General features: G+C 44.2%; 19 protein-coding genes and 1 tRNA gene. 16 read left to right on the top strand and 4 right to left on the bottom strand.

Features of this window, described 5'->3' with window-relative positions; genetic code table 11:
* Positions 1-24: 24 nt before the first annotated feature.
* Complete coding sequence (locus K4039_RS27720; RefSeq protein ID WP_265239715.1) at positions 25-819, bottom strand: MlaE family lipid ABC transporter permease subunit; 795 nt, start codon at positions 817-819, stop codon at positions 25-27.
* Between the two features lie 185 nt (positions 820-1004).
* On the opposite strand from K4039_RS27720, the gene K4039_RS27715 reads away from it, so the two are divergent.
* The 15 genes from K4039_RS27715 to K4039_RS27645 all read left to right on the top strand — a co-directional run bounded on the left by K4039_RS27715 (position 1005) and on the right by K4039_RS27645 (position 17338).
* Positions 1005-1292 (top strand): hypothetical protein, encoded by a 288-nt coding sequence (locus K4039_RS27715; RefSeq protein ID WP_265239714.1) that lies wholly within the window; start codon positions 1005-1007, stop codon positions 1290-1292.
* A gap of 103 nt (positions 1293-1395) precedes the next feature.
* On the top strand, positions 1396-1737 hold the full coding sequence (locus K4039_RS27710; protein WP_265239713.1) for a hypothetical protein: 342 nt from the start codon (positions 1396-1398) through the stop codon (positions 1735-1737).
* A 1-nt stretch (position 1738) separates the two neighbouring features.
* On the top strand, positions 1739-2128 hold the full coding sequence (locus tag K4039_RS27705; protein WP_265239712.1) for a hypothetical protein: 390 nt from the start codon (positions 1739-1741) through the stop codon (positions 2126-2128).
* Between the two features lie 56 nt (positions 2129-2184).
* Positions 2185-2451 carry a hypothetical protein gene (locus K4039_RS27700; protein WP_265239711.1) on the top strand — a complete coding sequence of 89 codons (267 nt, stop codon included), beginning with the start codon at positions 2185-2187 and terminating at the stop codon, positions 2449-2451.
* A 314-nt stretch (positions 2452-2765) separates the two neighbouring features.
* The gene (locus K4039_RS27695; RefSeq protein WP_194011615.1) at positions 2766-3167 is read left to right on the top strand and encodes a fasciclin domain-containing protein; all 402 of its coding nucleotides are present in this window, start codon (positions 2766-2768) and stop codon (positions 3165-3167) included.
* Between the two features lie 203 nt (positions 3168-3370).
* The gene (locus tag K4039_RS27690; protein ID WP_265239756.1) at positions 3371-8188 is read left to right on the top strand and encodes a PAS domain S-box protein; all 4818 of its coding nucleotides are present in this window, start codon (positions 3371-3373) and stop codon (positions 8186-8188) included.
* Between the two features lie 308 nt (positions 8189-8496).
* Complete coding sequence (locus K4039_RS27685) at positions 8497-8724, top strand: hypothetical protein (protein WP_265239708.1); 228 nt, start codon at positions 8497-8499, stop codon at positions 8722-8724.
* Between the two features lie 210 nt (positions 8725-8934).
* Positions 8935-10017 carry an amino acid ABC transporter substrate-binding protein gene (locus K4039_RS27680; RefSeq protein ID WP_265239707.1) on the top strand — a complete coding sequence of 361 codons (1083 nt, stop codon included), beginning with the start codon at positions 8935-8937 and terminating at the stop codon, positions 10015-10017.
* Positions 10018-10229: 212 nt separating this feature from the next.
* Positions 10230-11444: an amino acid ABC transporter permease gene (locus K4039_RS27675; protein WP_265239706.1), complete on the top strand. Its 1215-nt coding sequence runs from the start codon at positions 10230-10232 to the stop codon at positions 11442-11444.
* Between the two features lie 87 nt (positions 11445-11531).
* Positions 11532-12137, top strand: a complete 606-nt coding sequence (locus K4039_RS27670) for a hypothetical protein (RefSeq protein WP_265239705.1) — start codon at positions 11532-11534, stop codon at positions 12135-12137.
* A 42-nt stretch (positions 12138-12179) separates the two neighbouring features.
* The gene (locus K4039_RS27665) at positions 12180-12701 is read left to right on the top strand and encodes a hypothetical protein (RefSeq protein WP_265239704.1); all 522 of its coding nucleotides are present in this window, start codon (positions 12180-12182) and stop codon (positions 12699-12701) included.
* A 197-nt stretch (positions 12702-12898) separates the two neighbouring features.
* Positions 12899-14095 carry an amino acid ABC transporter permease gene (locus K4039_RS27660; protein ID WP_265239703.1) on the top strand — a complete coding sequence of 399 codons (1197 nt, stop codon included), beginning with the start codon at positions 12899-12901 and terminating at the stop codon, positions 14093-14095.
* Positions 14096-14225: 130 nt separating this feature from the next.
* Entirely contained in the window at positions 14226-14981 is a 756-nt protein-coding gene (locus K4039_RS27655) for an amino acid ABC transporter ATP-binding protein (RefSeq protein WP_265239702.1), read from the top strand.
* A gap of 88 nt (positions 14982-15069) precedes the next feature.
* Positions 15070-17127 carry an excinuclease ABC subunit UvrC gene (gene uvrC, locus K4039_RS27650; protein WP_265239701.1) on the top strand — a complete coding sequence of 686 codons (2058 nt, stop codon included), beginning with the start codon at positions 15070-15072 and terminating at the stop codon, positions 17125-17127.
* A 140-nt stretch (positions 17128-17267) separates the two neighbouring features.
* Positions 17268-17338: transfer RNA gene (locus tag K4039_RS27645), tRNA-Gly, on the top strand.
* 216 nt (positions 17339-17554) lie between these two features.
* Here K4039_RS27645 and K4039_RS27640 read toward each other — a convergent pair.
* The 3 genes from K4039_RS27640 to K4039_RS27630 form a co-directional block, all read right to left on the bottom strand.
* Positions 17555-18784 carry a transposase gene (locus K4039_RS27640; RefSeq protein ID WP_265239700.1) on the bottom strand — a complete coding sequence of 410 codons (1230 nt, stop codon included), beginning with the start codon at positions 18782-18784 and terminating at the stop codon, positions 17555-17557.
* A gap of 350 nt (positions 18785-19134) precedes the next feature.
* Positions 19135-19440, bottom strand: coding sequence for a flagellar alpha dynein (locus K4039_RS27635; RefSeq protein ID WP_265239699.1), 306 nt, complete (start codon positions 19438-19440; stop codon positions 19135-19137).
* A gap of 53 nt (positions 19441-19493) precedes the next feature.
* On the bottom strand, positions 19494-19793 hold the full coding sequence (locus K4039_RS27630) for a hypothetical protein (protein WP_265239698.1): 300 nt from the start codon (positions 19791-19793) through the stop codon (positions 19494-19496).
* Between the two features lie 242 nt (positions 19794-20035).
* On the opposite strand from K4039_RS27630, the gene K4039_RS27625 reads away from it, so the two are divergent.
* Positions 20036-20923, top strand: coding sequence for an IS630 family transposase (locus K4039_RS27625; protein ID WP_265239697.1), 888 nt, complete (start codon positions 20036-20038; stop codon positions 20921-20923).
* Positions 20924-20968 lie beyond the last annotated feature (45 nt).

Below are 20968 nucleotides of genomic sequence, written 5' to 3'. Positions count from 1 at the left end.
ATTCATATTTTACTGTTTCCTAGCTTACAAGCCTTTGAGTACGCTAGAGCCCGTGCCCTGGAACATCAGCCAAGTCAGGAAAAAGTTAACAATAAAAATTGCCAGCAAAGCCGTCACCACCGCCGTAGTCGTCGATTGTCCCACGCCTTTTGCACCGCCAGTAGTCGTCAAACCCCAGCTAGTACCGATGACAGCAATCAAACCACCGAACACAAAAGCCTTAATACCCGCGCTACAAATATCCCACAGAGTCAGGAAACTGCGGACTGATTCTAAAAACACGGTTTGAGATACGCCGTACATTGTCGTCGCAATCAGCAGCCCGCCGGCGATGCCCGTAACGAGGGACAATATTGTCAGAATTGGCAGCATTAAGCAGCAAGCCAAGACGCGGGGAATTACTAAATAGTCGATCGGGTCTGTTCTGAGCATCAGCATGGCATCTATCTGCTCTGTGACCTGCATCGTACCGATTTCCGCCGCAAAAGCCGAACCGACTCGTCCCGTTACGATCACGGCTGTTAAAACAGGGCCGAGTTCGCGAGTCAAAGACAAAGCCAAAACGCCGCCGACGACATTACCCGCACCAAGGTTAATAAACTCCCTCGCTACCTGAACCGTAAATACCATGCCGACAAAACCCGCAGTCAGCAAAGCAATCAGCAGCGATTCCGGGCCAACTGCTGCCATTTGATCGAGGGTATTGCGGCGGTTAATTTTGCCCTTCAGCAAGTGCAGCATGACTTGGCCGCCCAATAAAATTGCTGCTAGCAACCGCTGACTCCACAAACTGAGGCTCGATGGTGTAGTTGTGCTCAAGGGATTTTGACTCTAGAACAACTGCAAAAAATGAAATCTATCTACAAATCTTAAACAAGTTTCTTCTCTAAAATTTAAGATTTTTGACAGAACTGCCTACGGAGGGCGATCGCTGCCTATCGTAGAAAAGGACAAGTTTATTTTACTTGCACCTTTCGGCAGTTTAGCTGAATTTACTGAATATTATGAGCATTTTCCCTAATTTTCTTCGCTCTTTACTGCTAACGAGCCTATTGAGCTTTATCGCTCCCTTATTGTTAATCGGCGCGGGATTGACTAGCTGTTCGTTGATCGGTCTCGTGCCTGCTCTCCAAGGGGTCGGTCGTTCTGGAGAAGACCAGATTTTACAGTTCTTAGCTACTTTCGGCAGCGGCTGTCCCTTCCAAGGTTTTTTGGTGATCGGCTTAGCTTTTGGTTTGGTGGGTGCTTTATTTGATACTTATGCTGCTTATCAGCATTCGCGCTGGGGTTAATTCTGTTTCGATACAGAAAATGCTAGGGACACAACGATGTTGTGTCCTGCAAAATGTATTGTGTTAAACTTAAATCAGCAATGGTTGGTGAGGAAACTTGGCAATGCCGAGTCAGGGAGTTGGAGGAAATGGAACTGCATCGGAATTTGGAGACTTGACCGGGATGACTCGCCAAGAAGTCGATGACTTTTTGCGAGGACTGGGTGCAGAAATCAGACCGACTAAAGGTGGTTATCTTGAATACGAATTTGCCGATCGTTCGCGAGTCAATATTCGTGCTGATGGTAAAGTTATACGAACCCCAGTGCCTAGATACGGTTCAGATGGCAGAAAAATAAACAAAGGTTTACGTCTTGATAAAGACGGCAGCTTGGTCAAAACACGCGATGAGTTTGGCAACCAAATTCTGGGAACACACAATACGGGAGAAAAAGTGAGGGATTAATATGCCGGATGACTACAACTTGCTTAATTTAGGTGAACTGACATCCCTAGTAACCAATGTCAATGTCTCTTTCTGGGGAAATAAAATTGTATTTGAATGTATTTACGATCCTACACGGGATCGATTGCCTTATACTATCGTATTTCATGACTGCCGAGATATCAGTTGGGAGGTTTTCCATCCAGAAGATGTACAAGATCCAGAAGCTGATTTGATTGGCATTCATTTGGGTGAAGAGGCGCACCGAAAAGCAGCTTTAATCCATACGGATATTTTTGAAATTTCAATTTTGTACGGCAGTTTCACTATTCATAAGGGAGAGGATTTAAATCCAGAACTAGGAGGATTAGAAACAGAGGTTTTAATATCTGAACCGCAAGCAGTATTGTAGCAGCAATTTAAATGAGTGATTGAAAGGACGACTATAACTTACTTGGCTTGGGTGGCTTGACCTCTTTAGTCACAAATGTCAAAGTATCTTTGTGGGGAAACGAAGTATTAATCGAATGCGTCTACAATCCTGAAGAAAGATTGCCTTATGTGCTGGCATTCAAAGACTGTCGCGATATCAGGTGGACTGTACATGATGAAGAGGAAGTCGGCGAACTTGAAGCTGAATTTTTTGGGATTTATTTGGGCGAATCTGCTCACCGCAAGCCTGCTGTGCTTACTACAGACATCTTTAGAGATTTCAATTTTGTATGGCAGTTTTAGAATTCACAAGCAAGAAAACCTAAATCCTCAAATGGCAGATTTAGCTAAACAAAGGTTTTGGTGTCATAAGCAACCGCAGTCTTGTAGCAATTTACAAATTTACAAATTCGCAATTATCAGCATTTTCAAAAAAGAGAGTAGCTATTCAGGATTTACGGACTGCGACCAAGAAACCGGGTTTTTCAACGGAGATTGAGGGTTTGAACGAAGTATTCTGGTTAAAAAACCCGGTTTATGTGTCTAGGACTATATTGTTGCCCGCATCAGTTTAGGATACTTAATATAACTTTTTATCCCAGACGAGGTAGAACACCATGCCTGATATTGTTGATATTGCCGTAGGTGCCGGTTCGTTCCAAACCCTGGTAACGGCGGTGCAAGTAGCTAATTTAGTAGATGCGCTCAAAAGTCCGGGCCCTTTCACTGTCTTTGCACCGACTGACGATGCTTTCGCGAAATTGCCGCCGGGAACTATCACTACCCTAGTGCAGAATGTCCCCCAACTGAGCAGGATTTTGATGTTTCACGTTGTCTCTGGCAAGTTTATGAAGGCTGATTTGGCAAAACTCGGTTTTGTGACTTCCTTGGAAGGTTCGCCGATTAAAATTGATTGTTCTGACGGTTTTGAAGTAAAAAATGCTACTGTTGTCGCGGCTGATATCGAAGCTGACAACGGTGTCATCCACGTCATTGATAACGTGATTTTGATGGGATAATTTCACCTTTAAACGTTGCTACGGGAGCGAAGCAGGTGCATTGTTCTGCCGCTTCGCTCCCGATCGCGCCACTGTTTTTTAGCAATTAAAGGTAATATAAATATAAAAAAGTTGTCTTTTCGCCGGATGTATTTTAAGATGATTGTTTAAAAAAATTTGAAAATCGATAATTATAATATAAGCAAACCAGTGTGGTGAGCACTATGCAAATCCTAGCCGCCAGCCTCAAGGCCAAAGTCCGCCAGCGTACCTTGGAACTGCAAGTTCTCAATGAACTTACTGCAAAAGTACAAATCGCTCTGAGTGCTGATGAAATTTGGTCTGCGTGTCTGGTACATCTGGCGCGCCTGATTCCTGGGGAGACGATCCTCTTCGTTGGCGCAGCCCCCGTAGGGGCGGGCTTCGCTAACGCACTTTTAACTGTAGCAGACAATACAATACACCTGCAACAACAGTCACAGCCCTTAACAACCCGCGCCAGAGATGAAATTGAAGCACGTTTGCAAGCAGCCCGCGTGGAATGGCTGGCGGGAAATCGGGATTGGGCGCACAACATCGGTGGCCCACCAATTGCTCAGTTTAAATCGGTATTGATGGCACCAGCTAACCCGGATCAAAGTGAAGAATTATTAGCAGTATTTTTTGTCGGTGCAGAGCAGGAATCTGCTTTTAATTTTGAACACCTTTGTTTGCTGCATACTGCTGCTCAAATCTGTGCTAATTCGCTAATGACTTTAGCAGCTCAAGAGACCGATGTCAAGGGAGAAACTGAAAAAATTCCACTATCCGATGCGGATGGTAATGTATTTGCAGTTTTAGGTATTTCTCGCGAGATTGCTCAATTGCAGGCCACAGATGAAGCCAGGAATCAAAGCCAAGCTAAACTGCAAAAAATTACTGCTAGTGTACCGGGCACTGTATATCAAATTGACTTGCATCCAGATGGCTCGATGACCTTCTCGTTTGTGAGCGCCGGTTGCCGAGAATTGTATGAAATAGAACCGGAGGCGGCTCAGCAGGATATTAATGTAATTGTTGACATGATTCATCCCGAAGAACGAGATGATTTTATGAACTCGCTGAGGCTTTCTGCTGAAAATTTCCAGCCTTGGCGGTGGGAAGGAAGAATTGTCACTCCGTCGGGAAAACTTAAATGGGTGCAAGGAGCTTCCCAGCCAGAATTTAAAGCATCGGGGGAGATAGTTTACTACGGCTTGTTCACGGATATTAGCGATCGCAAACAAGCGGAATTAAAACTGCAACTTTATCAAGAAATATTTTTAAAGTCTAACGATGCGATCGCCATTTTAGACCCCCAAGGCTATTATTTAGAAACAAATCAAGCTCACACGGCTTTGCTGGGTTACACTTCATCGAAATTGTGGGGAAAAACCCCTGCAACTCACATGGGAGAACAAGCATTTGCGTCGGTGCTGCAAAGCTTGGCCGAAACAGGGAGTTATCGAGGCGAAATAACCTGTGTTAAGGCTTTGCAAGCCGGAATCTTTGAGGTAGAACTTTCGGCTTTTGCGGTTCTCAATGATGCTGGGGATGTGGTTTGTTACGTCAGCGTCAAAAGAGATATCACCGAACGCAAGCGAGCTGAGGAAAAACTTAAACTTTATCGACAAATATTTTTAAACTCCAACGATGCGATCGTAATTATCGATGCTGACGGGTTTTTTCTCGAACAAAATCGCGCTCACCAATCGCTGCTAGAATACACAGACGCGGAATTAGAAGCAGAAGCGCCGCCGCTGGTGGCGGGCGAGCGTTTTTCGGCAATTGTCAAAAGTTTAGCGAAAACTGGAACTTTTCGGGGCGAAATTACCAACTCTACTAAAAAAGGTCGCACGCTGGCGATCGACGTTGCGGCATACTCTGTGATTAACAACAGCGGCGATGTAATTTGTCACGTCTGCGTCAAGCGCGACATTACCGAACGCAAAAAAGGAGAAGAAGAACGGCAAAAATTTGTGTCGTTGATTGAAAACAGCAGCGATTTTATCGGTATGGCTACCCTAAAAGGCCAAACGCTGTTTGTCAACGAAGCCGGACGAAAACTGGTGGGTGTAGAGAATCTTTCGGAAGTGCTTTATACAGAGATATGGGATTATATCGGCCCAACTTTTCAACAGAAATTCAGTCAAGAGATTTGGCCAAGAATCATCAGTCAGGGCCAGTGGCAAGGAGAAGGTCAAATGCAGCACTTGCCCAGCGGAAGACGCATTGATGTTGTGATGAATGCTTTTCTGGTCAAGCACCCTCAAAGCAGCGAACCGCTGTGCTTTGCTGCGGTAATTCGCGATGTCACCGAACGCAAGCAAGCTGAGAGAATGCTGCGGGAACAAGCAGAACAAGAACGGCTGGTTTCGGCGATCGCCCAGCGAGTCCGGCAGTCTCTCAACCTCACTCAAACTCTAAACACTGCGGTAGAAGAAGTGAGGCAGTTGCTGGCAACTGACCGCGCGGTAATTTATCGTTTTGATTCCGAGGAAACAGCGAGTGTTGTTGTGGAATCTGTAGGGGATGATTGGAGGCCGTTGCTGGGCATAAAAGTTCCAGAAATATCTTTTGGCGAAAGTTATCTATCGCTATACCGCGCCGGAAAAATTCAAGCAAGGGCAGATATTTATACGGCCAGTTTGAGCGACATCCACCGAGATTTTCTGGTTAGTTTGCAGGTAAGAGCTAATTTAGTTGTACCAATTTTTATCGGCGATGAAACTCAGGATTTGGCAATAGAAGATTCGCCGGAAACTCCTCTGATTGGGTCGCAAATCGAGAGTTTGGAAACGAGTCAAAATCGCTTGTGGGGATTGCTGGTTGCTCACCAGTGCAGCGGCCCGCGCACTTGGACTGATTCTGAGGTGGATTTGTTGGGAAGGTTGAGCGTACAGTTGGCGATCGCCATTCAGCAATCTACTTTGTTTGAACAAGCGCAGCAAGCCCGAGAAGCCGCCCTGGAAGCGTCTCGCATGAAGTCGCTATTTTTAGCAAATATGAGTCACGAAATCCGCACTCCGATGAATGGAGTGATGGGCATGACTGATTTGCTGCTGAAAACCAATCTTACTCCCGAACAGCTAGACTTTGTGCAGACGCTGAAACTCAGCAGCCAAAATTTGCTTTCGATCATTAATGATATTCTCGATCTGTCCAAACTGGAAGCAGGAGAAATGCGCTTGGAAATGATCGAATTTGACCTCAGTATCTGTCTGGATGAAGTGCTGGATTTGTTGGCAACTCCCGCACAAACCAAAGGTATAGAATTGGTGGCGCTGATTGACAGAGACGTGCCACTGCAAATTAGAGGTGATGCAGCACGGTTGCGGCAAATCCTCACTAATCTGGTCAACAATGCGATTAAGTTTACAGAAGCAGGAGAGGTGGTGATTGAGGTTTCGACTGACAGGACTCCGAGGTTGTTCGGAACCAGCGATGAGCAGAAAAATTTAGAGAAAATTCAACCGTTAAAACTGGGAACCAGTCGATCGCTATTTTTGATGTTTCAAGTCAGAGATACAGGAATCGGGATTGCTACAGAAGACCAAAAAAAGCTGTTTCAATCTTTTAGTCAAGTTGATGCTTCTACTACGAGAAAGTATGGTGGTACTGGTTTGGGATTGGCTATTTCTAAGCAGTTGGTGGAATTGCTAGGTGGTAAAATTGGTGTAGAAAGTACCCCTGGTAAAGGTTCGACTTTTTGGTTCACCGTGCCGGTTGTTAAGGAAAATTTAACTGCGGTTGAGACAGCGTGCGAAGTAAATTTAGAAACGGTGCTGGCTGGCCGAAAACTGTTAGTTGCTAGCGATAAGCCGACAGTCCGAAAAGTGCTGCTGAGAATGGCTGTTTTGTGGGGAATGGAAGTTGAGGAGGTTGAGAATGGTTGGATGGCGATCGCATCTTTGTACAAAGCTGTCAGCATAAAATCCCCTTTCGATATCGTTTTGGTTGATATTCAGTTGCCGGAAATGGTGGCGGGAAGTCTGGAACGTTTGATGATTGCTGAGCCGGCAATGCAGCAGACAAAGTGGGTGGTGCTGACTTCAATTACTCAGATCTCGGAGGCGAAACGCTTTGTAGATATCGGTTTTAGCAGCTATTTAACTAAACCTGTGAAAGCTCATCGGCTATTTGAGTGCTTGGTAAATGCGATCGCCCCTAGTGCTGAAATCGATCTGTCGCTGGCAAATTCAACCAAAAATCAAGCCTCAGTTATTGACAACCGGGAGTTAGCCAGCTTAAAGATTTTGTTAGTTGAAGATACTCCGATCAATCAAAAAGTTGGTCTAAATCAACTCAAGGTTTTGGGATGCACGGCGGATGTGGCAAATAACGGCGCCGAGGCGCTATCGATGGTTGCCCTCAAAAAGTATGACATTGTGTTGATGGACTGTCAGATGCCGATTTTGGATGGTTACGAGGCAACGCAGGAATTGCGCCGGATGGAAGCGACAAATGCTGCTGGTTCGAGGGAGCCCGATCGCCAGACGGTGGTGATTGCAATGACGGCGAATGCTTTGAAGGGCGATCGGGAAAAGTGTCTGGCGGCGGGTATGGACGATTATATTAGCAAACCTATTGCGATCGAAAAGTTAAAATCTGTACTTAAAAATTGGTCGGCACATTTGAAAATTGAAAGTCCCAAGTTTCAGGGCGAGGAACTCCAAAACTCTGCTTCGGATCTAGACTCTGTAGTGGATATGGCACGTTTGCGTGAAATTGCGGGGGCTGATTTAGATTTTGAGCGGGAAATTCTGCAAGCTTTTGTGGTGGATACTGGCGGTTATTTAGAAGCTGCTAAAACTGCGATCGCCTTGGGAGATGTGGAGACACTGGCCCGTCGCGCGCATCAAATTAAAGGTGTCAGCGCTACGGCGGCGGTGCGGTTAATGCCCCAGATGGCAGATCAACTTCAAATCCTGGCGGAATCCAACGATTGGGAGGGGGCTATGAAAATCATCGCTGAATTGGAAGTAATTCTGGCGGGGGTTCAAGAGTTGGTGGCTGCTGATTAATTGATTTTTGGGTTTTCTGGCTCTTGGGCCCGATCCCAAATAGCTCCGATTAGCCCGCGCGATCGAGAGAATGTAAAGATTGTTAACTTTTTATCAAAATGTGTCTCTGAATATGAAGAAATTAGAAACTATTATAACATCTTGTGTGTTGTAGGTTTTGACACTAATATATTCAGTTATTGTGGTCAAATATAAAATAATCATTAAGCCGATAACTTAGGTGCTTTTCGTCGATCGGCTTGAAACACTAAGACCAACCGATCGCCCAGCCAGCCCATTCAGTGCGTATTTACGCTCAACGAGGTTTTATGACTCCAGTCATGTTACGCCAACTCTGGTCATTAATTGAGACCACCCAAGCCACTCTGTTAGTGAATTTGGACGATGCAACCCTAGTACAGTGGCTGCTGAAGCAGTTAAAGACTAACTCTGCGCTCAATGGCAAAGAAACAGATTTGTTGAACGAATACATCGAGTCTCGGCTGTCGCTAATCCGCGATTTAGCTGAGCAGCGCCTAGCACCAGAGCGGTTCTGAGCGCATTAAATTAAAATTGGATAAAAATTGTAGGAAAGGTCGATCGCCCGTGATAGGTAAAAAATACAGGCGAGTAGTCGGTATATGTCAGGGTGTAGCACCGGGTTCAGAATGGTTAATTTGAAGCCGCCTGATGTTGTGCGATGCCGATCGCCAAAGTTATCGACAGCTACAAGGTAGGATCGTCGAGAAAGCGTTCTACTAAAATTTATGCCTAAATGGGGATTTCTGTTGGCAAGTATGTTGTTTGTCGCACCATTAGCATCTTGTCGAGATCGATCGGCACAAGTCGGACAAACACCAGCGACAAATGCTGCTGAAGGTAAATCGCAACAAGGGCCGAGCCGGATAGATACAATTGTCAGCCGCGGCAAACTGATTTGCGGCGTTAGTGGCGAATTGCCAGGTTTTAGCTTTGTAGACGAAAAAGGCAAATATTCGGGACTCGATGTTGATGTTTGCAGGGCTATAGCGGCGGCAATATTTGACGATCCCGAAAAAGTCGAATACCGAAAGCTCAACGCCAAAGATAGATTTACAGTTTTGCAGGCCGGAGAAATCGATATTCTCAGCCGCAATACCACCTACACGGCGAGTCGCGACAGTACGACGGGACTGGAATTTGCCCCGGTGATCTTTTATGACTCTCAAAGCATCATGGTCAAAAAAAATAGTGGCATCAAAAGTTTAAAAGATTTTGCGGGTAAATCTATCTGCGTACAAACAGGTACGAGCACTGAACAAAATTTGTCCGACCAAATGCGAAAATTAGGAGTTAAATACACTCCTGTGGTGTTTGAAGATGTGAATAGTACCTTTGCTACGTATCAAGAAGGTCGCTGTCAAGGAGTTACGGCCGATCGATCGCAACTGGTCTCGAAGCGCACAACTCTACCGAATGCCGATAATAACGTTGTTTTGCCGATCGTGATGTCAAAAGAACCGTTGGCCCCAGCCGTGAAAAGCGGCGATCCTAAATGGTCGGATGCGGTAAGATGGATCATTTTTGCGACGATTGAAGCTGAAGATTTGGGAATTAATTCTGCAAATGTAGACCAAACTGTCGCCAGCACTACAGACCCGAACGTCAAACGTTTGCTAGGAAAAGAAGGAGATTTAGGTAAAGGTTTGGGACTCCCGAACGATTTCGCCCTCCGGGTTGTGAAGAAAGTGGGGAATTACGGGGAAATGTACGATCGTAACCTCGGCCCGAAAAGTACACTTAAGTTAGACCGGGGTCAAAACAGACTTTGGAAAGATGGCGGTTTGCTTTACTCGCCGCCCTTCCGTTAATTTCATCAGTAGGGTGCGCATTGCGCACCGGTTGAGTCTGTAGGGTGCGCATTGCGCACCGATTAAGTTTGTAGCTAATAACTACAAGATATTTTAGGCAGCAATGTGCTCAGCGCGTACCCCACAGATAAGGTGCGCAGTGCACACCCTACAAGATTTTTGCGAGTTTTATGCGATCGACCAATTTTCTCGATCTACTACATTAAACAGTTATGAATACAGAACCTAAACCGGGCAAATCCGAGAACTCATCCAAATTCAAAGATATATCAACACTACTGCGAGACGATCGCTTCTGGAAAATAGCCGGACAGGCGATCGCCCTAATTTTAGTAATAACAGTCATCGCCATTCTCTGGGACAACCTCAGCGCCAATTACGCGCAACTGGGGATTGCATTTGGATTTGACTTTCTCAATTCCCAAGCATCCTTTGACATCGGCGAAAGCGTGATTCCCTACAGTCCCGAAAACAGTTATAGACAAGCTTATTTAGTCGGTTTAATCAACACGCTGCGGGTGATGGGTATCGGCCTGATTTTCGCAACGATTGCGGGTTTGACTGTAGGAATTGCGCGCCTTTCCGACAATTGGCTACTGCGAAATTTAGCAGCTTTGTACGTAGAAGTTCTGCGAAATACGCCGTTATTGCTGCAATTATTTTTCTGGTATTTTGCAGTGTTCATTTCCCTGCCAAAATTGGAAGACAACCCGCAGATGAGAGGGCCGATTTACTTGACAAATCGTGGCATTGCTGTACCTTGGCCTGCACCTTTGCCCGGTTTTGAGATTTGGTTGATTTTGCTAACTGTCGGGGTTTTGGCGGCGGCTGGGCTGTGGATGTGGCGGGCGCGGGTGATGCTGGAAGAAGCTAAGCCGGGAAGACAGTTGTTTTGGGCTGCTGGTGCGATCGTCCTAAGTGCAATCTTAGCTGGGATTATCACCCAAAATCCACCTTTTCGCCTCGATTTTCCGCGCCTGACATCAGCATTGCAACTCGAAGGAGGATTAAAATTAACTCCAGAATTTGCAGCTTTGGTGACAGGACTCAGCTTGTATACTGGCAGTTACATTGCAGAAATTGTCCGCGCCGGAATTCAGTCAGTCTCGCGAGGCCAGTGGGAAGCGGCCAAGTCTTTGGGACTGAATTCTGGAACAATCATGCGGATGGTAATTTTGCCGCAAGCTTTGCGGGTGATTGTGCCGCCTTTAACCAGTCAGTATCTGAATTTAGCTAAGAATTCGAGTTTAGCTGTGGCGGTGGCTTATCCCGACGTTTACTTTGTGGTGGGTTCTCCGACGTTGAATCAGACCGGTCGTGCGATCGAAACAATGCTAATTATCATGGTAACATACCTAACAATTAGTTTGATAATTGCTCTATTCATGAATTGGTACAATCAAACCGTACAAATCAAGGAAAGGTAAACAACAGTGGACAGTGGACAGTTGACCGTTGACAGTTGACAGCGAAGTCAAAAGTTAAGTTTATTATAATCTGGAACTAAGATTGAAATGAGTTACAGAGATTTTGACTTAAAAACAGTAACAAAAAATTTCTCTTTGACGATTAGCGATCGAATCAATCTGTTCTCTAATGTGCCAGAATTAGAACCAAGTCCCTTACTTGTAGAAATTCTCAAAGAGAACGTACCCATTGCTTTAAGTAGCAATACTGACAAGTCTCGATCATCCATGATTACCGCACCGATTTTAATCGAACTTAGAAAACTCTTGAACCATCAAATTGGTCTTTTTTGTGGAATAGATTTTACAGTTGATACCGAAAAAGGATTAAATGGAAATTGCGATTTTTTGATTAGTCATTCTTCACACTTATTAATGCTTACCGCACCAGTAGTTGCAATCGTCGAAGCACAAAACGAAGATATCAATGCAAGTTTGGGGCCATGTGTAGCCGAAATGTTGGCAGCTAGAATATTTAATGAACGTGAAGGCAACCCAAATGCAACAATAACTTATGGGGCTGTTACTAGCGGCCAAACCTGGAGATTTTTAAGATTTAAAGAACAAGTAATTGAAATTGACTTAACAGAATATTACCTGAGAGATGTCAATAAAATATTAGGAATTTTAGCAAGTGCAATTAAAAGTGAATGACTCACACTTTGATTTACCACTATCAAACTTGAGAAAAATAAAATGACACAAGAATTAATCGCCCTTAGAAATAGCATATTGCAAGGAAGATATACGGATGCTTTAGCAATAGTCGATGAGTTAGATGGAATGAGCAAACAGGCAATTTTGCGACACATTCAATCTTTTTTAAATGTTTTACTGATTAACTTGATTAAAAATCAAGCTGAACAGCGATTAACTGGTTCTTGGGTAAATTCGATTCGGAATTCAATCAGAGAAATTAAAAAGGCAAATATTAAAGACAATAAAACATCTTATTACATCAATTCTGATGAATGGGAGAGTTTCATAGAAGAGGAGGTGATTGAAGATGCCATCGCAGAGGCTGCGGAGGAAGTATTCAACGGTGCTTATAGTCAATTTCAACTTGCAGAGATGGTGGATAAAAACCTGATCATCGAGACTGCTGTGAGATTATTGAACTTAACTTATATCCATTCCGCAAAAGATTTACCCGCGGTGTTAGCCTCACATTTAAGTCAGTTACCTGGTGGGGAAAATTGGATAAATCGGCGACAATAAGTAGTCGTAGGGTGTGTCGCCGTTGAAAGTCCCTAAATTTGACAGACAATCTCACCGCGACGAACCTGATAAACGGTGTTCAGAAACAAGTCTAATAGTTTTTTTAGTAGCAAGAATTGAGAAAATTTGTATAAGTCACAATCTTCGCTCGTTATCAGTATCCAATCTAAAATCTAACATCTAAAATTGCGAAAACTATGGAAACAACTCCCGTACTGCCGCCCCCAGCCACTGAATCGCCCACACCTTGGAATTGGGCGCGCAAAAACCTATTTAGTACCTGGTACAACAGCATTCTGACAATAGTTTGCCTGATTGTCGCCTTCCAAACTATCAAAGGAATTATCCTTTGGGCTACAACAAAAGCTCAGTGGCGGGTATTAGAAGCCAACTTGCCGCTATTTTTCGCGGGCAGATTTCCCAGCGAATCTTACTGGCGGCTGTGGATAGTGGCGGGAATAATTGCTTTGTTGGGAGGTTTGACTTGGGGAAATATTCAGCGGGAAGAACGACTTTGGAATCCGCCTACACTGATTTTACTCGGTGCTGCGGTTGTTGGTGCGGTCATTTCGCCGATCGACCAAACCTCTCGCTTCTACCTCTTAGGAATTATTATCGCAACCGCCGCCAGCTATGTCGCCGCCAGACAAATCAACCCTAAAATCCTGGGTTGGATGCCTGCAATCTGGGCTCTTTCCTTCCCAGTAATTCTGTGGCTAATTAAAGGCGGGCTGGGCTTAACAGAAGTCTCAACAAATGATTGGGGCGGTTTAGTGTTGACGCTGTTTTTAGCAATTATTAGCATTGTGCTTTCGTTTCCCCTGGGAGTATTGCTAGCCCTCGGCAGACAAAGTTCTTTGCCAGTCGTTAAATTGTTGTCAACATTATACATTGAAATTGTTCGCGGTTTGCCTTTGATTGGCATCTTGTTTTTAGGTCAAGTGATGCTGCAATTATTCTTGCCGCCGGAATATCCCAAATTAGATAGAGTGATTCGGGCGATCGCCGGATTAACATTATTCAGTGCGGCATACTTGGCTGAAAACGTGCGCGGAGGCTTGCAGGCCGTACCGAGGGGGCAAATAGAAGCAGCAAGGGCGATCGGGCTAAATACACCCCTACTCACAATTTTGATTGTACTACCTCAAGCGTTGCGAATTGTCATTCCGGCGATCGGCGGTCAATTCATCGGATTATTCATGGATACATCCCTACTTGCCCTATTCGGAATGTTAGAATTAATCGGCATATCCCGCGCAGTTTTAGCAAATCCATCCTATATAGGCAGGTACGCCGAAGTTTACATATTTGTCGGCATCATTTATTGGGTATTTTGCTACTCAATGTCACAAGCTGGCCGCAAAATAGAACGAAGTTTAGAAAAAAGTCATTAGTTATTAGTCCGTAGTCATTAATCTGTAGTCATTAGTCCTTAGTCATTAGTTTGTAGTTATTAGACAATTTCTAAACACAAATATCTATCAGCGTTCATCAACTTTCATCAGCGGTTAAAAAATAAAAAAAATGATAGAAACTCAACCCACAAGCCCAGAAACAGTAATCGTCGCAGAAAACGTCCACAAATGGTACGGACAATTTCACGTACTGCGTGGTGTCAGCATGAACGTCAACCGAGGTGAAGTCGTCGTCGTGATGGGCCCGTCAGGTTCCGGGAAATCGACGTTTATTCGCACTTTCAACGCTTTAGAGGCTTATCAACAGGGTAAAATCACGATCGACGGAATCGAACTTTCCCACGACTTGCGCAACATCGATAAAATTCGCCAAGAAGTAGGAATAGTGTTTCAGCAATTCAACCTATTTCCCCACCTATCAGTCCTACAAAACGTCATGCTAGCCCCGGTGTGGGTGCGCCGCTGGCCCAAGAAAAAAGCTGAAGAAGTAGCAATGCAACTGTTAGAAAGAGTGGGGATTTTGGAACAAGCACAAAAATATCCCGGACAGCTATCTGGCGGACAGCAGCAACGGGTAGCAATTGCACGTTCTTTAGCCATGCAGCCTAAAATCATGTTATTTGATGAACCGACATCAGCATTAGACCCAGAAATGGTGCGGGAAGTTTTAGATGTCATGCGAAATTTGGCTCAAACTGGAATTACAATGGTAGTGGTGACTCACGAAGTCGGGTTTGCGCGCGAAGTTGCCGATCGCATTGTATTGATGGATGGCGGTGTTTTGGTTGAAGAAGCCGGGCCGGAAGAGTTTTTTCAGAACCCGAAGGAAGAACGCACGCGCAAGTTTTTATCTCAGATATTGTAGGAATTGGGCGAAGCGAAGCGGAGGGATTGGGCATTGGGCATTGGGCATTGGGCATTGGGAATAACAAATAACAAATAACAAATAACTAATGATCCAAAGAATGCTTCCGCTAATTAAAGATGCAGAACGCCTAGAAAGCCGCCTCAAAGAAATTCCGGCGGTTCCTGGTGTATACTTAATGCGCGATGAGGGCGATCGCATTCTGTACATCGGCAAATCCAAAAAACTCCGAAACCGCGTCCGTTCCTACTTCCGCGAAAGCCAAAATCTCAGTCCCCGCATCGCGATGATGGTGCAGCAAGTACGCGAAATTGAATTCATCGCCACCGACACAGAAGCGGAAGCTTTGGCGTTAGAAGCAAACCTCGTAAAACAGCATCAACCTCACTTTAATGTCCTCCTCAAAGATGATAAAAAATATCCTTATTTGTGCATAACTTGGTCAGAAAAGTACCCGCGCATTTTCATCACCCGCAAACGCCGCGCCGGTAGTGCAAAAGACCGCTACTATGGGCCCTACGTCGATACAGGGGCGCTGCGGAGTACGCTACATTTAATTAAGCGGATTTTTCCCTTGCGACAGCGCCCTCAACCGCTGTTTAAAGACCGTCCCTGTCTGAATTACGATATCGGCCGTTGCGTCGGCGTTTGTCAGGGGTTAATATCTGCGGAAGATTACCAAAAAATTATCCAAAAAGTTGCGATGATTTTCCAGGGAAGGACTCAGGAATTACTGGATATTCTGGAGCCACAAATGGAACAAGCAGCCGAAGATTTAAACTTTGAAACTGCGGCACGGATTCGCGATCAAATTAAGGGTTTGCAGTCTTTGAGTGCTGGTCAAAAAGTGTCTTTACCTAATGATACTGTTTCCAGGGATGCGATCGCCCTTGCAGCCGACACCCAGCACGCCTGCATTCAATTATTCCAGATTCGTGCCGGTCAATTAGTCGGCAGATTAGGATTCATGGCTGATGTTCCCGCGTCCCCAACGCCTTTGCTGCCAGAAAATGTGAGTGAAAATAGTTCGCCTTCTTCCCAGGAATCACGAATAGGGAAATGGGAATTTCAATGCGGCGTGGAACCGGGAGCAATTTTGCAGCGGGTGTTGGAGGAACATTATCAAAATGTCGAATCTGTAGAAATTCCCAGCGAAATTTCTGTGCAGTACGATTTGCCAGAAGCGGAAATATTAGCAGATTGGCTGAGCAATCGCAAGGGACGAAAAGTGACAATTTTAACACCGCAGCGGCAAACTAAGGCGGAGTTAATTGAGATGGTGGAACGCAATGCTGAGTATGAATTGGCGAGAATGCAACGATTGAGCGATCGCAATTCTCAAGCCATGCAAGATTTAGCAGAAATTCTAGATTTGCCAGAAGTTCCCCACCGTATTGAAGGTTACGATATTTCTCACATCCAAGGTTCGGATGCGGTAGCTTCCCGCGTCGTATTTATCGATGGTTTGCCCGCAAATCAACACTATCGCCACTACAAAATTAAGAATCCTGAAATTAAATCGGGTCATTCGGACGATTTTGCGAGTTTAGCAGAAGTTATCGGTAGGAGATTCCGAGATAAAAAAGAAGAAGGAAGTTCGGCAGCGGATTATGTAGCGGATTTAACGGATGGGAAGAAGGAAGATGAATCGAGTAATGTAGGAGAACCGGAAGAAATCAGCAGTTTCTCTTCAGTTTCTCATACTATTTCTGACAAACCTGACTTGATTATGATCGATGGTGGCAAAGGTCAATTGTCAGCAGTTGTGGAAGTTTTGCGGGAGATGAATTTGCTAGATGAGTTGCGGGTTGTCAGTTTGGCAAAGCAGCGAGAGGAGATATTTTTGCCGGGGGAATCTTTGCCAGTGCCAACTAATTCTGAGCAGCCTGGTGTACAGTTATTGCGTCGGGTGCGGGATGAGGCGCACAGATTTGCTGTGAGTTTTCACCGGGATCAAAGAAGTCAGAGAATGAAGCGATCGCGCTTGGATGAGATTCCGGGATTGGGACACCACCGCCAAAAACTGTTGTTAGCACATTTTCGGTCGATCGACTATCTGCGTTTAGCGACTCCCGAACAGTTGGCTGAAGTTTCTGGGATTGGCCCGCGTCTGGCGCAGCAAATCTACGATTATTTCCATCCGTAAAGCTTTCGCAGCATGGAAGAGGCGGATTTTTGGGGCGGGCTACAAGTCCCTATTCAACCACTTTCAGAGAACCATTAAAAAATTTTGCACAGACCTATTGCTATTCTCCGAAGCTTGTGGTATGTTTAGGTTCTGTGTGTGCGGGCATAGTTTAGTGGTAAAACTTTAGCCTTCCAAGCTAACTATGCGGGTTCGATTCCCGCTGCCCGCTCTTTAATTAAATTACCTCAAACCTAGGATAAATCAACGGTTTGAGGCTTTTTATTGGTAAGAATACGGGTGGATCGTGCATGGGACTGACTAGAAATTGACTACAAACTGAGTATCAAATGACCAAATTGGAGACAAATTGACTAGAAATTGACTAGAAATATTCAGTCTCTAGTCAACCCTTCCCCCAAAACACGGAACCGCTAGTGACATACTCCTACGCCAACTGAGTACAGTATGGCGTAGGCTTCTCAGTGACTCCAGCTATTGCTTCGGACATTGACTGAGCGTTAAAGACGGGATGACCCACCGCCCTATTTTTTATATTTATCGCAGCATTATGATCGCGGTCAAGACTACATCTACAATGTGGGCAGTCGTGCCATCTTTCATGCAGCTTTTTTTGTACTTTTTCGCCACAACCAGAACAATCTTGTGAAGTATTATAGGCACTTACTGGGATTACCAACAGACCAGCATTTACGGCTTTGTTTGTTAGAATCGACAGAAAGCTTGACCACCCAGCGTCCAACACAGATTTAGCTAGTTTTGTACGAGCAAGTCCTTTAACATTCAAATCTTCAACTGCAACAACATCATATTTTTGCAATAAATTATTGGCAGTTTTAAAATGAAAATCTTTGCGTTTGTCTGCTACTTTTTTGTGACATTTCCCCAGTTGTTTGACTGCTTTTTGCCTGCGGTTACTGCCTTTTTTACGACGCGAGACTCGCTTCTGAATAGTTCGCAGGCGCTTTTGAGCTTTGCGGTAATGTTGAGGAATTGCCACAGTCTCGTTTTCTGATGTTGTCAAGAAATCCTTCAGCCCAACATCAATTCCAACAATCTTTTGAGGATTAAAATCTGGTTTAATTTCAGGGACTGTAGAATCTTCTAAACTGAGAGTGACATAGTACCCGTCAGCTTTCTTGGTAATAGAGACGGTTTTGATTTTGAATCCATCAGGTATCGAACGGTGCAAAACAACTTTAACTTTTCCGAACATGGGCAAGTTAATTAAGTTGTTTTGCAAGCAGCCGTCTTTAATTTGAGGATAGGTGAACGTGCGGTAACGACTGCGTTGTTTAAATCTTGGTCTACCGCTGCGTTTTCCGTTACCATCACCTTTGAGGAAACGATCAAACGTTACCTTAACTCGTTTAACTGCATCTTGGAGGACTTGAGAGTAAATCTCGGCATACCAAGGATGGGTCTTTTTGAGTTGAGGTAACGTTTTTTTCTGGGTGTAGTAATCGGGATTGTCCCGCAGTTCAGGTAAGTAGCAAACTAGGGGACACGCATTAATGGATGAACGATTTTGCTCGTACCAGTTGAATCGATCTGCCAACAAATAGTTGTACTGTGCACATAACATTGACAGCCATCTGTCAATCTCAATGGCTTGTAATTTTGTTGGACGTAATCGATACTGGTAAGAAGTTCTCATTTAAGCGGTGAATGTGTAATTTTAATCGCGATTTATCAATTACTGTTAATATACTTGAATGCGTTACTTTATGTCAAGTAAGCGAATAAATATTTTATTTATACATTCAAAGAAACTTCTATTATTAAGTATTAACTTTTATTGCCCAATCTCAACTGGCTACAGAAATGGTTAAAAAGGTGTATTGAAAAAAGTCGAATAAAATAATTTGTTCGCCTCGTCATCCACCCGTCATCGGTCAAAACATAGTTTTGAATTGGTTGACAGGTGGAATCAGGAGTCTCACCGCGTCTTTCATCCCACACTAATCGAAGCGATATAATGTGGGGATTCCCGTCTGTTTAGCTAAATCAAGACTGGGAGAGCAACTCTAGAACAGCGTCCATATCTGCCAAGTCCGCCTTCGATTTTTTGCGCCGCGCTTTCAACTGGTTGAGCAAGTCGGCCGCTTCTACTTTTGACAAATCGGTTCCGACTGTCGCCAGGTTTTCTGATTGAGTTGGCTCACGACTGGCAAGCTCGGACTCTAGTCTGTCGATTTGCTCGTCCAGTTCTGCGATCGTTTCATCCTTCGTTGCCAGTCGAGAATTTAGCTCAGAGATTTCTTGATTTTTTCTGACGACTAGGCGATCGGAACCATCTAAACTCTGGCGCAAGCTTTCGAGTTCCTCTGCGATGTCCGGCCTGAGTGATTCTGTGGGTGATTCACTCAGGCCCTCAATTTTCCCAGCCGTTCCTCAATCTCTTCAAACCGCTCAGATAACTGATTTTCGAGTTCAGCCAAGCGTTGAGCTACTTTGTTGCCTGGTATGGTATCTCGTGTGGCACTAAGTATGGTATCTGGTGTGGTACTAGGTATCCCGAAAAATTGTGCCAGTGCTTTATTAACTGCCGCCGAATACATCGGCCCCTTCTTAGATTCCATACTGTTAGCGATGCAGAATTCATTCAGCGCATCCTCTACAGCCTTATCGAGATATACGGCGATGTGTTTCTTGTCTGTTGCCATAGTATGTTACCTTCTAGGATCGGTACAATACCAAGATAACATATTAATCGTCTGGTAACACACCTATAAGATAATCAACATACTCAGTAACACACTATTAGTTATTCGTATGTTACCAAGTATGTTACTATAGCTTAGTGACAGGCTAGTAACATACTCAAGAAAGTTACCTAAATTCATAGGTAATACCATTTTTCTAAAGTTATGCTAGACTTATCTAAAAAGTAAAGGAGAACATTAAAATGTCTGGTCGTCCTCATATAACGATTGCCGAATCTGTAGAGGTATTGCTAGAGATTCGGAAACAACAACAAAAAATCTTAGCATATAATAAAGTTCAAATGCTTTATTTATTTCAGTCAAAACAAGTAGAAACAGTCCGAGAAATATCGTCTATTTTGGGCAAAAGTGAAACTACAATTCATCGTTGGCTCTTTCAATATAAAGAGGGTGGTATAGAAAACTTGTTAAAAAATCGACAGATTTTTGGCAGACCCAAAAAGTTTTCTGTTGAAGTAGCGGCTTTAGTACAACAAGAATTGAGAGACTCCGAAGGGTTTTCTAGTTATAAAGAAGTTCATCTTTGGCTCTGGTTGATCAAAGAGATACCTAGTAGTTATCAAGCTGTATACTCCTTGGTCAAAGGGGAGTTAAAAAGTAAATTGAAAAGACCAAGACCCCGGAGTAGTGAGCAAGAGCCAACGGCAATTAATGAATTCAAAAATAGCCTATCTGAGAGAATCAAAGCCTTGCTGGATAAAGCTCATGACCAAGTAAAGAAATACAAAAGATTTGTTTTTTGGTCTAGTGACGAAACTCGACTAGGGCTACATACAATTCAGAGACGAAGGATCACACTACGGGGTGTGAAACCCGTAGGAAAACATCAATGGAAATTCAAATGTTTCTGGCTTTACGGAGCAGTATCCCCATCTACTGGAAGAAGTTTTTTTTGGGAGTTTTCCCATTTAGATAAAGTTTGTTTTCAAGCATATTTGGAACAATTGTCGCTTGAATATCCCGATGAATTGCAGATAATTCAAGTCGATAATGCCCGTGGTCATCTTTTAAGCACATCTGAATTGCCAGACAATATTATTTTACTATTTCAGGTAGTGATAAATATGTAGTGATTAGATATTCATTGGCTCAAAACATAGTTGTAATGATGGATA

Source organism: Lyngbya sp. CCAP 1446/10, from assembly GCF_026130175.1.
Classification (GTDB): Bacteria; Cyanobacteriota; Cyanobacteriia; order Cyanobacteriales; family Microcoleaceae; genus Microcoleus.
Note: the sequence above shows the minus strand (reverse complement) of the source record. Positions and strands in the feature narration are given on the sequence as shown.

Excerpts from the sequence above, each read along its gene's own strand:
- K4039_RS27715 (WP_265239714.1), top strand. The coding sequence starts at position 1,005 with ATGAGCATTTTCCCTAATTTTCTTCGCTCTTTACTGCTAACGAGCCTA.
- K4039_RS27710 (WP_265239713.1), top strand. The coding sequence starts at position 1,396 with ATGCCGAGTCAGGGAGTTGGAGGAAATGGAACTGCATCGGAATTTGGA.
- K4039_RS27705 (WP_265239712.1), top strand. The coding sequence starts at position 1,739 with ATGCCGGATGACTACAACTTGCTTAATTTAGGTGAACTGACATCCCTA.
- K4039_RS27695 (WP_194011615.1), top strand. The coding sequence starts at position 2,766 with ATGCCTGATATTGTTGATATTGCCGTAGGTGCCGGTTCGTTCCAAACC.
- K4039_RS27690 (WP_265239756.1), top strand. The coding sequence starts at position 3,371 with ATGCAAATCCTAGCCGCCAGCCTCAAGGCCAAAGTCCGCCAGCGTACC.
- K4039_RS27685 (WP_265239708.1), top strand. The coding sequence starts at position 8,497 with ATGACTCCAGTCATGTTACGCCAACTCTGGTCATTAATTGAGACCACC.
- K4039_RS27680 (WP_265239707.1), top strand. The coding sequence starts at position 8,935 with ATGCCTAAATGGGGATTTCTGTTGGCAAGTATGTTGTTTGTCGCACCA.
- K4039_RS27675 (WP_265239706.1), top strand. The coding sequence starts at position 10,230 with ATGAATACAGAACCTAAACCGGGCAAATCCGAGAACTCATCCAAATTC.
- K4039_RS27670 (WP_265239705.1), top strand. The coding sequence starts at position 11,532 with ATGAGTTACAGAGATTTTGACTTAAAAACAGTAACAAAAAATTTCTCT.
- K4039_RS27665 (WP_265239704.1), top strand. The coding sequence starts at position 12,180 with ATGACACAAGAATTAATCGCCCTTAGAAATAGCATATTGCAAGGAAGA.
- K4039_RS27660 (WP_265239703.1), top strand. The coding sequence starts at position 12,899 with ATGGAAACAACTCCCGTACTGCCGCCCCCAGCCACTGAATCGCCCACA.
- K4039_RS27655 (WP_265239702.1), top strand. The coding sequence starts at position 14,226 with ATGATAGAAACTCAACCCACAAGCCCAGAAACAGTAATCGTCGCAGAA.
- uvrC (WP_265239701.1), top strand. The coding sequence starts at position 15,070 with ATGATCCAAAGAATGCTTCCGCTAATTAAAGATGCAGAACGCCTAGAA.
- K4039_RS27640 (WP_265239700.1), bottom strand. The coding sequence starts at position 18,784 with ATGAGAACTTCTTACCAGTATCGATTACGTCCAACAAAATTACAAGCC.
- K4039_RS27630 (WP_265239698.1), bottom strand. The coding sequence starts at position 19,793 with ATGGCAACAGACAAGAAACACATCGCCGTATATCTCGATAAGGCTGTA.
- K4039_RS27625 (WP_265239697.1), top strand. The coding sequence starts at position 20,036 with ATGTCTGGTCGTCCTCATATAACGATTGCCGAATCTGTAGAGGTATTG.